The 14092-nt window shown below is 65.7% G+C and carries 12 protein-coding genes; 4 read left to right on the top strand and 8 right to left on the bottom strand.

Annotated elements, in window-relative coordinates; all coding sequences use genetic code 11:
• Positions 1-246 precede the first annotated feature (246 nt).
• The 4 genes from WS75_RS18315 to WS75_RS18300 all read right to left on the bottom strand — a co-directional run bounded on the left by WS75_RS18315 (position 247) and on the right by WS75_RS18300 (position 5507).
• Complete coding sequence (locus WS75_RS18315; protein ID WP_059681814.1) at positions 247-3240, bottom strand: ribonucleoside-diphosphate reductase subunit alpha; 2994 nt, start codon at positions 3238-3240, stop codon at positions 247-249.
• 452 nt (positions 3241-3692) lie between these two features.
• Positions 3693-4283: a 1,6-anhydro-N-acetylmuramyl-L-alanine amidase AmpD gene (ampD, locus tag WS75_RS18310; RefSeq protein ID WP_059681812.1), complete on the bottom strand. Its 591-nt coding sequence runs from the start codon at positions 4281-4283 to the stop codon at positions 3693-3695.
• Positions 4280-4600 (bottom strand): PP0621 family protein, encoded by a 321-nt coding sequence (locus WS75_RS18305; protein WP_059681810.1) that lies wholly within the window; start codon positions 4598-4600, stop codon positions 4280-4282. Before WS75_RS18305 ends, ampD begins: the two co-directional genes overlap by 4 nt.
• A 13-nt stretch (positions 4601-4613) precedes the next feature.
• The gene (locus tag WS75_RS18300; RefSeq protein ID WP_059465334.1) at positions 4614-5507 is read right to left on the bottom strand and encodes a cytochrome C assembly family protein; all 894 of its coding nucleotides are present in this window, start codon (positions 5505-5507) and stop codon (positions 4614-4616) included.
• Positions 5508-5596: 89 nt separating this feature from the next.
• On the opposite strand from WS75_RS18300, the gene ffh reads away from it, so the two are divergent.
• Together ffh and WS75_RS18290 are read left to right on the top strand one after the other, a co-directional pair.
• Positions 5597-6964, top strand: coding sequence for a signal recognition particle protein (ffh, locus tag WS75_RS18295; RefSeq protein ID WP_059681808.1), 1368 nt, complete (start codon positions 5597-5599; stop codon positions 6962-6964).
• A gap of 94 nt (positions 6965-7058) precedes the next feature.
• Positions 7059-7610 carry a hypoxanthine-guanine phosphoribosyltransferase gene (locus WS75_RS18290; RefSeq protein WP_059681806.1) on the top strand — a complete coding sequence of 184 codons (552 nt, stop codon included), beginning with the start codon at positions 7059-7061 and terminating at the stop codon, positions 7608-7610.
• Between the two features lie 85 nt (positions 7611-7695).
• Here the strand turns inward: WS75_RS18290 and WS75_RS18285 are convergent, their stop codons facing one another.
• Positions 7696-8298, bottom strand: coding sequence for a MarC family protein (locus tag WS75_RS18285; RefSeq protein WP_012363042.1), 603 nt, complete (start codon positions 8296-8298; stop codon positions 7696-7698).
• Positions 8299-8319: 21 nt separating this feature from the next.
• Positions 8320-10056 (bottom strand): proline--tRNA ligase, encoded by a 1737-nt coding sequence (locus WS75_RS18280; protein WP_059681803.1) that lies wholly within the window; start codon positions 10054-10056, stop codon positions 8320-8322.
• 228 nt (positions 10057-10284) lie between these two features.
• On the opposite strand from WS75_RS18280, the gene WS75_RS18275 reads away from it, so the two are divergent.
• Positions 10285-10932: an RNA pyrophosphohydrolase gene (locus WS75_RS18275; RefSeq protein ID WP_059681801.1), complete on the top strand. Its 648-nt coding sequence runs from the start codon at positions 10285-10287 to the stop codon at positions 10930-10932.
• 63 nt (positions 10933-10995) lie between these two features.
• Positions 10996-11553, top strand: a complete 558-nt coding sequence (locus tag WS75_RS18270) for a CNP1-like family protein (protein WP_059681799.1) — start codon at positions 10996-10998, stop codon at positions 11551-11553.
• Between the two features lie 97 nt (positions 11554-11650).
• Here WS75_RS18270 and proB read toward each other — a convergent pair whose 3' ends face one another.
• A complete protein-coding gene (proB, locus tag WS75_RS18265; RefSeq protein WP_059681797.1) occupies positions 11651-12769 on the bottom strand; it encodes a glutamate 5-kinase in 1119 nt (372 codons plus the stop codon).
• 90 nt (positions 12770-12859) lie between these two features.
• A complete protein-coding gene (gene cgtA / locus WS75_RS18260; protein WP_059681795.1) occupies positions 12860-13972 on the bottom strand; it encodes an Obg family GTPase CgtA in 1113 nt (370 codons plus the stop codon).
• Between the last annotated feature and the right edge of the window lie 120 nt (positions 13973-14092).

Here is a 14092-nt window from a genome sequence, read left to right as displayed (position 1 = left end):
AACGCATCGTCGTTCATGCAGAGCGCGACGCGTGTCACGCATGTATCGCGAGGTGCGCTCGACGCATCGAACGCTGATCGAAACGCGACGTCGTCGGGGATGTTTCGATCGCTTGTCACTGCCTGCAACGCCAGTGCCGCGTTACAGATTCCTTATCATTTTTTTAGTTGAGAGCGGCGCACACTTCAACCTCGATCGGTTGCCGTGCGCGCCGCCCGAACCTTCTTCAGGTCATGCGCGCCAGTGTTACTGGCAGGCTTCGCACTCGTCGAAGCCCGGATCGCCCGGACGCATCGTGCACACCGGACCATCTGCTTCGACAGGCGCCAGCGCCGGTGCCGCATTGACCGCGCCCGACGATGCATCGCCGCCCGCCGCACCGAAGCCGCCTGCCGCGCCTTGCGCGCCGCCGCTGCTCGAGCCGCCGCTCGTCGGCACTGCGTTCAGCGCGCCGTGTGCGACCGTCGACTTCTCGACGTGCGTCGCCGCCATCGTGCGGAGGTAGTAGGTCGTCTTCAGGCCGCGCAGCCATGCGAGCTTGTAGACCTCGTCGAGCTTCTTGCCCGACGCGCCGCCCATGTAGATGTTCAGCGACTGCGCCTGGTCGATCCACTTCTGACGACGCGACGCCGCTTCGACCAGCCACGTCGGGTCGACTTCGAACGCGGTCGCGTAGATCGCGCGCAGGTCGGCCGGGATGCGGTCGATGCGCGACAGCATGCCGTCGAAGTACTTCAGGTCGGCGACCATCACTTCGTCCCACAGGCCGCGTTCCTTCAGGTCGCGAACGAGGTACTCGTTTACCACCGTGAATTCGCCCGACAGGTTCGACTTCACGTACAGGTTCTGGAAGGTCGGCTCGATGCAGGCCGACACGCCGATGATGTTCGAGATCGTCGCCGTCGGCGCGATCGCGACGCAGTTCGAGTTGCGCATGCCGTGCGCGGCGATCCGCGAACGCAGCGTCGTCCAGTCGAGCGACTCGGACGTTTCGACCTCGACGTAGCCGCCGCGCGCTTCCGCCAGCAGCTTCAGCGTGTCCTGCGGGAGGATGCCGCGATCCCACAGCGAGCCGCGGTAGCTCGAGTAGCGGCCGCGTTCCTCGGCCAGCTCGGTCGACGCGTAGTACGCGTAGTAGCAGACCGCTTCCATCGAACGATCGGCGAACTCGACGGCCGCTTCCGACGCGTACGGCGTGCGCAGCAGGTGCAGGCAGTCCTGGAAGCCCATGATGCCCATGCCGACCGGACGGTGCTTCAGGTTCGAGTTACGCGCCTTCGGCACCGCGTAGTAGTTGATGTCGATCACGTTGTCGAGCATGCGCATCGCGACGCTGATCGTGCGCTTCAGCTTGTCGTGGTCGAGCGCATAGCTGCCGTCGGCCTGCTTCACCAGGTGGGCGACGAGGTTCACCGAGCCCAGGTTGCACACCGCGATTTCGGTGTCGCTCGTGTTCAGCGTGATTTCCGTGCACAGGTTCGACGAGTGGACGACGCCGACGTGCTGCTGCGGCGAGCGCACGTTGCACGGATCCTTGAACGTGATCCACGGGTGGCCGGTTTCGAACAGCATGCCGAGCATCTTGCGCCAGAGTTGCTGCGCCGGGATCTTCTTGAACAGCTTGATCTCGCCGCGCGCGACCTTCTCTTCGTAAGCCGTGTAAGCCGCCTCGAACTCCGCGCCGAACTTGTCGTGCAGATCCGGGCAGGTCGACGGCGAGAACAGCGTCCAGTCGGCGCCTTCCATCACGCGCTTCATGAACAGGTCGGGAATCCAGTTCGCCGTGTTCATGTCGTGCGTGCGGCGGCGATCGTCGCCGGTGTTCTTGCGCAGCTCGAGGAATTCCTCGATGTCGAGGTGCCACGATTCGAGGTACGCGCACACCGCGCCCTTGCGCTTGCCGCCCTGGTTGACCGCGACGGCCGTGTCGTTGACGACCTTCAGGAACGGCACCACGCCTTGCGACTTGCCGTTCGTGCCCTTGATATGCGAGCCGAGTGCGCGCACGCGGGTCCAGTCGTTGCCGAGACCGCCGGCGAACTTCGACAGCAGCGCGTTTTCCTTCAGCGCTTCATAGATGCCGTCGAGGTCGTCCGCGACCGTCGTCAGGTAGCACGACGACAGCTGCGAGCGGTGCGTGCCCGAGTTGAACAGCGTCGGCGTCGAGCTCATGAAGTCGAAGCTCGACAGCACGTTGTAGAACTCGATCGCGCGCGTTTCGCGGTCGATCTCGTTCAGCGACAGGCCCATCGCGACGCGCATGAAGAATGCCTGCGGCATTTCGATGCGCGAGCCGTCGACGTGCAGGAAGTAGCGGTCATACAGCGTCTGCAGGCCGAGGTAGCCGAATTGCAGATCGCGGTTCGCGTCGAGCGCTTCGCCCAGACGCTTCAGGTCGAACTGCAGCAGCTTGTCGTCGAGCAGGCCGGCGTCGACGCCGCGCTTCAGGAACTGCGGGAAGTACTCGGCGTAGCGGGCCGACATCTCGGCCTGGAGCACTTCCTCGCCGAGGATCTCGCGACGGATCGTGTGCAGCAGGATGCGGGCCGTGACCTGGCTGTATGCCGGATCCTTTTCGATCATCGTGCGCGCAGCGAGGATCGCCGAGTCGTAGACCTGGCTCATCGGCACGCCGTCGTACAGGTTCTTCACCGTTTCCGCGACGATCGGGTCAGGGTTAACCGCAGCGCCGAGGCCGTCGCACGACGACACGATCAGCGCACGCAGCGCGTTCAGGTCGAGCGGACGCGTGACACCGTTGTCGACGACGTTGATGCCGGTGCTCGACTCGCCACCCTTGGCTGCTGCTTCCTCGCCCGCATGCTGACGCTCCAGGTGACGCTTCTCGCGATACAGCACGTACGCACGCGCGACGTTGTGCTCGCCGCCGCGCATCAGCGCGAGTTCGACCTGGTCCTGGATGTCTTCGATATGGAACGTACCGCCGTTCGGACGGCTGCGCACGAGCGCGCGCACGACGTTGTGCGTCAGTTGCTCGACGAGTTCGCGTACGCGCGCCGATGCCGCGCCCTGCCCGCCGTTGACGGCCAGGAAAGCCTTGGTCACCGCAATCGCGATCTTCGAAGGCTCGAACGACACCACGCTGCCGTTGCGGCGGATCACCTTGTAGTCGGCGAACGTGGCCTGCGGCGCGAGCGCCTGCGCGCCCTGTTCGGTCCCGCCGAGCGGACGGCTCGAGGCGCTCTCGTACTGGGACGTCGCGTTGTCGGTGGTTTGCATGTGCAAAGCTCCTGGTGTTGGATGGTGCGGAGAGAACCGCGGATTAAAACGAACGCTGCGCAACGGAGTGCGCGAGCGGTAAGAGGCGAGCGATGCGTCGGGGAAGCCGGCTCGGTCGATGCGCGACAACCGTTCCGGTCGTGTGCTTCGTCATGTGTACCCTGCCCCGTCGAAGTTCGCTGCGCTTGATCGCGACGCCCGGACCGCCCGGCCTGGCGCGCCGCCCTGAGAACCCTGGCCGCCGGCGTTGCCCGCCGGCCGGTGCCGCTCGGGTTTCCCCTGCGACACACACTATATCTAGTACAGAACCGCTCAACTGGCACCAAGTATAGTGGACATTCGGACGAGGTCAAAACGGATAATTTGCGATGGAGGTCTTGACATCGCTCGCGCGCAGACACGACAAGGCATTGGTCGGAGAAAAAACTTTCTCCGCTCAAAAAACCCTGCGCTCAGTGCTGACGGAAAGGAAAGTATTCGGCGGAAAAGCCGGCATCGCCCGCGAAGCGTTGCCAATCGAAGTGCGGACCGGGGTCGGTCTTGCGGCCAGGCGCGACGTCGGAATGCCCGGCCACTGCATCGATCGGGTAGCGCACGGCGAGCGTGCGCGCGAGCACGCCGAGCGTCGCGTACTGCGCCGCGTCGAACGGCACGTCGTCCGCGCCTTCGAGCTCGATGCCGATCGAGAAGTCGTTGCAGCGCGGCCGGCCGAAGAACTCGGACGCGCCCGCATGCCAGGCGCGCTCGTCGCACGACACGAACTGCACGAGCTCACCGTCGCGACGAATCAGGAAGTGCGCGGACACGCGCACGCCGCGCAGATGGCTCTGGTAATAGGGGTGCGCATCGCAATCGAGGCGATTCAGGAACAGCGCCTCGATCGCGTCGCCGCCGAACTCGCCGGGCGGCAGGCTGATGTTGTGGACGACGATGAGCGTCGGCACCGCGCCCGCGGGCCGCGCCTCGAAATTCGGCGACGGCGCGTGGCGCGCTTCGCGCACCCAGCCGTGCGCGTCGACCGACAGCAACGCTGCGTCGCTCATCGGGCGTCGGGGCCGCTCGCGTGTGCGCCGTGGCGCTGCGCGTGCTCGGTGCTGCAGAAGTATTCGCCACCCGCGGCGACGGCGTCGCCCTGCGGCGTATGCACGCCGCATTCGGCGCAGCGCACCATCGGTTCGGGCAGCGAGCGCGCATCGCCGTTCGGGCGTGCCGTCCCGGCGCCGCCGGAACCGGGGGCGCCATCGAAGCCGCCACCGCCGCGGCCGGTGCGCGCCTGTGCGTGCTCCTGGGCCTGGCGCAGCTTGCGCGTGAGCCACGAACCCGCGAAGAAGAGAAGAATCAGGAGAAGAATCTGTCGCATCGGAGACCTGCGTTCAAACCACGGAGCGGTGCAGCAGCACCTCGAAAACGAACCGGCTGCCGACGTACGCGAGCAGCAGCGCGGCAAACGACACGAGCACCCAGCGCGCGGCGCCGCGTCCACGCCAGCCCGACGTCTTGCGGGCGACCAGCAGGCCGCCGAACATCAGCCACGACAGCACCGCGAATACGGTCTTGTGATCGAGCCGCAGCGCGCGCGCATCGACCTGCTCGCTGAACAGGATCCCCGACGCGAGCGTCAGCGTGAGCAGCACGAAACCGGCGCCGATCAGGCGGAACAGCAGTTTCTCGAGCGTGAGCAGCGGCGGCAGTGTCTCGAGCCAGCTCGCGATCCAGCCGGTCGAGCCGTCGCGCCCGCCGCTCCTCAGCGACTGCAGGCGCCGCTCGACCATCAGCATCAGGACCGCGTGCAGCGCGGCGATCGCGAAAAGGCCGTACGCGATGTTCGCGATCAGGAAGTGCATCTTGAACAGCGGCGCTGCGGCATAAGGCAGCACCCGCACGCCGCCGAACACGAGCGGCAGCAGCGACGCGCCGCACGCGAGCGGCAGCACCAGCAGGCGCAGGCTGTCGAGCGGGAAGAAGAAGCTCTCGATCCAGTAGATGCCGGCGCCGAGCCAGAACATCGCGGACAGCGCGAACGCGAAGCCGAAGATCATCGCGTCGTGCGGAAAAATCGTCATGTGCAGCAGCACGCCGTGCGCGACGAGCGCCGCGAACAGCAGCGCGCGGCCGGCCCCGCTCATCCCCGACGCGGCGGACGCCGGAACCGGCACAGCCGGCACGCTCGCGACGAGCGAGGTCGCGCCCTGGCGGTGGGTGCGCCAGCCTGCGACGGCGAGGCCGCCGTACAGGAATGCGGTGAGGGCATACAGTACAATATCCATGTTCGAAGTTTACACTAGGCCCCCTTCCCGCGACGGCTCCCTTTGTTCGGTTCCGTTGCGCCTTCGGGCCCCACTGTCCATCGCTCCCCATGCTCGACAATCTCACTCAACGGATGGCGCGCGTCGTCAAGACGCTGCGCGGCGAGGCCCGGCTCACCGAGGCGAACACCCAGGAGATGCTCCGCGAGGTGCGTCTCGCACTGCTGGAAGCCGACGTCGCGCTGCCCGTCGTCCGCGAATTCATTGCCAAGGTCAAGGAAAAGGCGCTCGGCGAGGAAGTGATCAGCAGCCTGTCGCCGGGTCAGGCGCTCGTCGGCGTGGTCCAGAAGGAACTGACCGCCGTGATCGGCGGCGACTACGAAGGCAAGGCCGCCGAGCTGAACCTCGCGGTCACGCCGCCTGCGGTGATCCTGATGGCCGGCCTGCAGGGCGCCGGCAAGACGACGACCGCGGGCAAGCTCGCGAAGCTGCTGCGCGAGAAGTACAAGAAGAAAGTGCTGACGGTGTCGTGCGACGTGTATCGCCCGGCCGCCATCATGCAGCTGAAAACGGTGAGCGAACAGGTCGGCGCCGACTTCTTCCCGTCGACCCCGGACCAGAAGCCCGTCGATATCGCACTCGCGGCCGTCGACTGGGCGAAGCGCCACTACCATGACGTGCTGATCGTCGACACGGCCGGCCGCCTCGGTATCGACGAGGCGATGATGCAGGAAATCGCCGCGTTGCACAGCACGCTGAAGCCGGCCGAAACGCTGTTCGTCGTCGACGCGATGCTCGGCCAGGACGCGGTCAACACCGCGAAGGCGTTCAACGACACGCTACCGCTCACCGGCGTCGTGCTGACCAAGCTCGATGGCGATTCGCGCGGCGGTGCCGCGCTGTCGGTGCGCCACATCACGGGCAAGCCGATCAAGTTCGTCGGCGTCGCCGAGAAGCTCGACGGCCTCGAGGTGTTCCACCCCGACCGGATGGCGAACCGGATCCTCGGCATGGGCGACATCCTCGCGCTCGTCGAGGAGGCGCAGCGCGGCGTCGACGTGCAGGCCGCGCAGAAGCTCGCCGACAAGGTCAAGAAAGGCGGCGACTTCGACCTGAACGATTTCCGCGCGCAGATCTCGCAGATGAAGAACATGGGCGGGCTGTCGTCGCTGATGGACAAGCTGCCCGCGCAGTTCCAGCAGGCGGCGGCCGGCGCCGACATGAGCCAGGCCGAGAAGCAGATCCGCCGCATGGAAGGGATCATCAGCTCGATGACGCCCGCCGAGCGCGCGAAACCCGAAATCATCAAGGCGACGCGCAAGCGCCGCATTGCAGCCGGCGCGGGCGTGCCGGTGCAGGAAGTCAACCGGATGCTGAATCAGTACGACCAGATGCGTACGATGATGAAGAAGCTGAAGGGCGGCAACATGCAGAAGATGATGCGCGGCCTGAAGGGCATGATGCCCGGCATGCGCTGATTCCGCCCGTCGGTCGGCGCGCGGGTTTTTGCCGTAGCGCGCGCCGTCCGTTCTGCTTCATCCTTATTTGTATACCGACTGCCCGCCAGAACACATGAACCGCGAAGAAGCCCTCCACATTTTCGACCACTCCGAAGAGATCGTCTCGGCCGATGCCGTCAACGCATCGATCGTCCGGATGGCCGACGCGATCCGCGCCGACATCGGCGACGCGTTTCCCCTCGTGCTTTCGGTGATGGGTGGCGCCGCGGTGTTTACCGGGATGCTGCTGCCGCATCTCGATTTCCCGCTCGAGTTCGACTACATCCACCTGACCCGCTACCGCAACACGACGCAGGGCAGCCCGGAGATGCACTGGCGCGTCGCGCCGCGCGAATCGGTGAAGGACCGGATCGTGCTCGTGCTCGACGACATCCTCGACGAAGGCGAGACGATGGCCGCGATCCGCGACCGCATCCTCGACATGGGCGCGAAGCGCTTCATGTCCGCCGTGCTGTGCGAGAAGACGCTCGCGAAGGCGAAACCGCTGCACCCCGACTTCTGCGGCTTCTCGGTGCCGGACCGCTACGTGTTCGGCTGCGGGATGGATGCGAAGGGCTACTGGCGCAACCTGCCGACGATCCGCGCACTGACCGCGAACGTCTGACCGCCCTGCCCGCCACAAAGAAAAGCGGCGCCCCGGTTTCCCGGAGCGCCGCTTTTTTTCGTCGGCACGTGCCGCGCCGCCCGCGCTACAGCTGGTGCACGAACGCCCGGATGCCGGCCAGCAGCATCTCGACCGAGATCGCGACGAGCACCAAACCCATCAGCCGCTCGAACGCGGCGACGGTCCGCTCGCCGAGCCACTGCTGGATCCGTTCGGCCAGCACCAGCGTGATCGCGCAGACGATCATCGTGACCGTCAGCGCGCCAACCCACTCGAACATCTTGCCCGGCGCCTGCGACGTCAGCAGCATCACCGTCGCGAGCGCGGACGGCCCTGCAAGCGCCGGAATCGCGAGCGGCACGATGAACGGCTCGCCCCCGGCGCGCGGATCGCTGCCGAGCGCGCCGTCCGGATGCGGGAAGATCATCCGCAGCGCGATCAGGAACAGCACGATCCCGCCGCCGAGCCGCAGCGACAGGTCGGTCAGGCTCATCATCCGCAGGAAGCGGTCGCCGACCACCATGAAGAACAGCAGGATCACGAATGCGATCCCCACTTCACGCAGAATCAGCTTCACGCGCCGCTCGCGCGGCACGTCCCGCATCGCCGTGATGAACAGCGGGATGTTGCCGAGCGGATCCGTGATCAGCACGAGGAGCACGGTGGCCGACAGGAAGGTGTATTCCACCGTGTCCCCCTGTTGTAGCGCTTAGCGCGCGAGCGCGGCGCGGATCTTCTCCGTCACCGTCGCCGCGGCGGCGTCAGCCGGCAGCAGCGTCGCTTCGGCGTCGCGGCGGCCCTGGTACTCGATCTTGCCTTCCTTCAAGCCGCGCTCGCCGATCACTAGGCGATGCGGCACGCCGATCAGTTCCCAGTCGGCGAACATCACGCCCGGGCGCTCGCCGCGATCGTCGAGGATCACGTCGATGCCGGCGGCGGCCAGTTCCGCGTACAGCTTGTCGGCCGCCTCGCGAACCATGTCGCTGCGATCGTAGCCCATCGGGCACAGCACGACCTCGAAGGGAGCGATCGACTCGGGCCAGATGATGCCGCGGTCGTCGAAGTTCTGTTCGATCGCCGCGCCGAGAATACGCGTGACGCCGACGCCGTAGCAGCCCATCAGCATCGGCTGCGGCTTGCCCGATTCGTCGAGGAACGTCGCGCCCATCGCTTCCGAGTACTTGGTGCCGAGCTGGAACACGTGGCCGACCTCGATGCCGCGGCAGATGTCGATCACGCCCTTGCCGTCCGGCGACGGATCGCCCTTCTGCACGTTGCGCACGTCGGCGACGTCAGGCTCCGGCAGGTCGCGGCCCCAGTTCACGCCAGCGATGTGATAGTCGACCTCGTTTGCGCCGACGACGAAGTCGCTCATGTTCGCGACCGTACGGTCCGCGATCACCTTCACGGGCTTCTTCGTGCCGACCGGGCCGAGATAGCCCGGCGGCGTGCCGAACCACTCGACGATTTCCTGCTCGGTCGCGAAGCGGTGGTTCTTCAGGCCCGGCAGCTTCGACACCTTGATCTCGTTCAGGTCGTGATCGCCACGCAGCATCACGAGCCAGATGGTCGGCTCGGCGCCTTCGTTGTCGGTGGCAAGCACGATCGATTTGATCGTGCGCTCGAGCGGGATGGCCAGCAGTTCGGCGACGGCTTCGCACTTCGCCTTGCCGGGCGTCGCGACCTTCTCCATCGCTTCGGCCGGCGCCGCGCGCTCGGCAATCAGCGGCAACGCTTCGGCCGCCTCGATGTTCGCCGCGAATTCGGACGTCGGGCAGTAGGCGATCGCGTCCTCGCCGGTATCGGCGATCACGTGGAACTCGTGCGAGAAGTTGCCGCCGATCGAGCCGCTGTCGGCTGCGACCGCGCGGAACTCGAGGCCGAGGCGCGTGAAGATGCGCACGTACGCGTCATACATCTTGCGATACGACTCGTTCAGGCCGGCCGCATCCTTGTCGAACGAATACGCGTCCTTCATGATGAATTCGCGGCCGCGCATCACGCCGAAGCGCGGGCGGATCTCGTCGCGGAACTTCGTCTGGATCTGGTAGAAGTTCACCGGCATCTGGCGGTAGCTCTTGATCTGGTTGCGCGCGATGTCGGTGATGACTTCCTCGTGCGTCGGCCCGATCACGAAGTCGTTGTCCTTGCGGTCCTTGAAGCGCAGCAGCTCGGGGCCGTACTGTTCCCAGCGCCCCGATTCCTGCCACAGCTCGGCCGGTTGCACGGCCGGCATCAGCAGCTCGATGGCGCCTGCCCGGTTCATTTCCTCGCGCACGATCGCCTCGACCTTGCGAATCGAACGCAGGCCGACCGGCAGGTAGTTGTAGATGCCGCCGGCGACGCGACGGATCATGCCGGCGCGCACCATCAGCTTGTGGCTGACGATCTCTGCGTCGGCCGGTGCTTCTTTGAGGGTGCCGATAAAGAAACGGGAAGCTTTCATGCGGACGGTTCCAAATACGGCGCCCCAAGGCGGGGCGCCCGAAAAAGTTTCAAGGTGAAAAAGCTGCGCGCGGCGAACAACGAGGGACGACGATGGCGCAGATGACGTAGCAGACTAATCAGGGACAATTCAGCCGGTGCACCCCGCGCGGATTCGCTCCGTCACGGTGCGCAGCGCCCGTTATCTGTTTATAATCAAAGCAATTTTAAAGGATTCGAAGGTGGTTGTATGCTGGATCGTGAAGGCTTTCGCCCGAACGTCGGCATCATCCTCTTGAACGCGCGCAACGAGGTGTTTTGGGGCAAGCGGCTCCGCGAGCATTCCTGGCAGTTTCCTCAAGGTGGGATCAAGTACGGCGAGACCCCCATGCAGGCGATGTACCGGGAACTGCACGAGGAGACCGGCCTGCACCCGGAACACGTCAAGATAATCGGCCGCACCCGCGACTGGTTGCGTTACGAGGTGCCTGACAAGTTCATCAAACGCGAAGTACGCGGCCATTACCGCGGCCAGAAGCAGATCTGGTTCCTGCTGCGGATGGTCGGACGCGATTGCGACATTTGCTTGCGCGCGACCGATCACCCGGAGTTCGATGCGTGGCGCTGGAACGAGTACTGGGTGCCGCTCGATGCGGTGATCGAGTTCAAGCGGGATGTCTATCAGTTGGCGCTGACGGAACTGTCGCGCTTCCTGCGCCGCCCGGCGCAGCGAGCCGAAAAGCCGCGTGGGCCGCGTCCGCCGCGCTATCCGCGCGTCATCGGTGCGCAGGTCCAGCAGACGCTGACGATTGTCGACACATCGTTAGTCTGTTCGGAGATCGAAGTGGAGGCGAGCACGCTCGACGAGATGCCGCCCCGCGAGATCGTCGGCAAATGACGAGTCGGACTGCATGACCGGGCGCGACCTTGTGTCGCGCCCTTTTTTTACGAGGAATGCATATTGAAAGCGATTGCTCTCGCGCTCGCATCGATTGTCGCGGCGGCCACGCTGGCCGGTTGCGCGAATTCGAAGACGCCGACCAACAAGGATGACAGCGAGTTCGTGTACCTGCTGGACCGCCAGGGCAACTGGAAGGAAAACCCGGTCGACACGCTGCCGCCGCTTCCGCAAGCGAGCGACCTGCTGCCGTTCAACGTATCGCAGAATACGCCGCTCAAGTTTTCCGTCGATGCGAAGTCGCTCGCGGTCGGCACCGACGGCGTCGTGCGCTATGCGGTCGTCATCACGAGCCCGGCCGGCGCACGCAACGTGAACTACGAAGGCATCCGCTGCGACACCTACGAATGGCGTCAGTACGCAGGCCTGAATTCGGATCACGACGGCTGGGACCGCACGGTCGAGAACGACTGGCGTCGCATCGAGAACGGCGAGTTGAACGCGTACCACTCGGCGCTGTACCAGGACTACTTCTGCTCGAACAAGATGCCACAGGGCACGACTCAGCAGATTCTCGAGAACATCCGGTTCCACCGCACCGCGATGAGCCAGCTGCGCTGACGGCGCGACGCAGGCCACCGGCCCTGCCCCGCCAATCGCAACAAAAAGCCCGCACGACGCGGGCTTTTTTAATATCTCGGGACGTCTGGCCGAATGGTTACACGAGCACGAGGTTGTCGCGGTGAATCAGCTCCGGTTCCAGCATGTAGCCAAGCACCGCCTCGATCTCGCCGCTCGGCTTGCGGTGAATCAGCTTCGTTTCCGCGCTGCTGTAGTTCGTGAGACCGCGCGCCACTTCGCGTCCGTCGGGGCCGACACATGCGATCACCTCGCCGCGCGCGAACGCTCCCTGCACGCCAATCACGCCGATCGGCAGCAGGCTCTTGCCGCCGGCCGTCAGCTTCTCGACCGCACCGGCATCGATCACGACGTGCCCGCGTACCTGCAGATGATCGGCCATCCATTGCTTGCGCGCGGCCATCCGCGCAGTGCGCGCGATCAGCTGCGTGCCGATCGCCTCGCCCGCCGCCAGCCGCACCAGCACGTCGGCTTCGCGGCCGCTCGCGATCACGGTGTTCGCGCCGCTGTGCGCTGCGCGCTTCGCCGCGAGAATCTTCGTCAGCATTCCGCCACGGCCGAGGCTCGAGCCGGCTCCGCCCGCCATCGCTTCGAGTTCCGGTGCGCCCGCACTGGCTTCCGCGACCAGCGTCGCGTTCGGATCCTTGCGCGGATCGGCGGTGAACAGCCCCGACTGATCGGTCAGGATGATCAGCGCATCGCCTTCGATCAGGTTCGCGACCAGCGCGCCGAGCGTGTCGTTGTCTCCAAACTTGATTTCGTCGGTGACGACCGTGTCGTTCTCGTTGATGATCGGCACGACGCCGAGCCGCAGCAGCGTGAGCAGCGTCGAGCGCGCATTCAGGTAGCGCTCGCGATCGGCAAGGTCGGCATGCGTCAGCAGGATCTGCGCGGTGCGGATATCGTGCTCGGTGAAGCGGCTTTCATAGACTTGCGCGAGCCCCATCTGGCCAACCGCGGCGGCGGCCTGCAGTTCGTCGATCTCGCGCGGACGCTTGCTCCAGCCGAGCCGCTGCATCCCTTCAGCGATCGCGCCCGAACTGACGAGCACCACTTCCTTGCCCTGCGCGCGCAGCGCGGCGATCTGGGCCGCCCAGCGGCCGATCGCAGCATGATCGAGCCCCTTGCCGTCGTTGGTTACGAGGCTCGAGCCCACCTTCACCACCAATCGCTTCGAATCCGCGATGATCGAACGCATCGTGCGCCGTCTCCTGTATCTGATGCCTGCCCGACCGGGCGCGATTAAATTCCGGCACCGGGCGCGACGCCCGGTGCGTTCCGGCCACGCTCAGGCGTCGTCGCCGGGCGTCGCGCCGCCAGCGGCGGGCGGCGCATCGCGGAATCGCACGTCCGCGGCGAGATCTTCCTCTTCCGCCGCGCGATGCGCGTCCGAATGCTGGGCGAGGTAGTCGTAGATCGCGTAGCACAGCGCTTCGCAGCCCTGGCCCGTGAGCGCCGAAATCTCGAACACCGGGCCGTCCCAGCCGAAACGCTCGAGGAAATCGGCGACGCGCGCCTCGCGCTCGTCTTCCGGCACCATGTCGAGCTTGTTGAGGACGAGCCAGCGCGGCTTCTCGTAGAGCGCCTCGTCGTACTTGCGCAGCTCGCCGACGATCGCGGTTGCTTCCGCGACCGGATCGACGCTTTCGTCGAACGGAGCCAGATCGACGAGATGCAACAGCACGCCGGTGCGCTGCAGGTGTCGCAGGAACTGGTGGCCGAGGCCCGCACCTTCCGCTGCGCCCTCGATCAGCCCCGGGATGTCGGCGATCACGAAGCTCTTGCTCGGGCCGACCCGCACGACGCCGAGGTTCGGCGCGAGCGTCGTGAACGGATAGTCGGCGATCTTCGGCTTCGCGTTCGACACCGACGAGATGAAGGTCGACTTGCCGGCGTTCGGCATGCCGAGCAGACCGACGTCGGCGAGCACCTTCAGTTCGAGCCTCAGCATGCGACGTTCGCCCGGCTTGCCGTCGGTCTTCTGGCGCGGCGCGCGGTTCGTGCTCGACTTGAAATGCAGGTTGCCGAGACCGCCTGCACCACCCTTCGCGAGCATCACCTGCTGATCGTGCTCGGTCAGGTCGGCGATCAGTTCGCCCGTGTCCATGTCGGTCACGACCGTGCCGACCGGCATGCGCAGCGTGACGTCGTCACCGCCCTTGCCGTAGCAATCGGATCCGCGACCGTTTTCGCCGTTGCGCGCCAGGTGCTTCTTCGCGTAGCGATAGTCGATCAGCGTGTTGATGTTACGGTCAGCGATCGCGTAGACGTTCCCGCCCCGGCCGCCGTCGCCGCCGTCCGGCCCGCCGAACGGAACGAATTTCTCGCGGCGCATCGACGCGCTGCCATCGCCTCCGTCGCCGGCGATGACTTCGATTCGTGCTTCGTCAATGAACTTCATTCGTTACTCCGACCAGTATTTCCGCTATTGTGCCGCGCGCCGGCGCGCTTGAACAATCTGCCGTTCGGCCAATTGCCCGCCGTTTCGCGACAGCCGCCGGTGCGCACATGCGCCCGGCGG

This window comes from Burkholderia sp. FL-7-2-10-S1-D7, assembly GCF_001524185.1.
Classification (GTDB): domain Bacteria; phylum Pseudomonadota; class Gammaproteobacteria; order Burkholderiales; family Burkholderiaceae; genus Burkholderia; species Burkholderia diffusa.
This window is presented reverse-complemented; position numbering and strand designations above follow the sequence as displayed.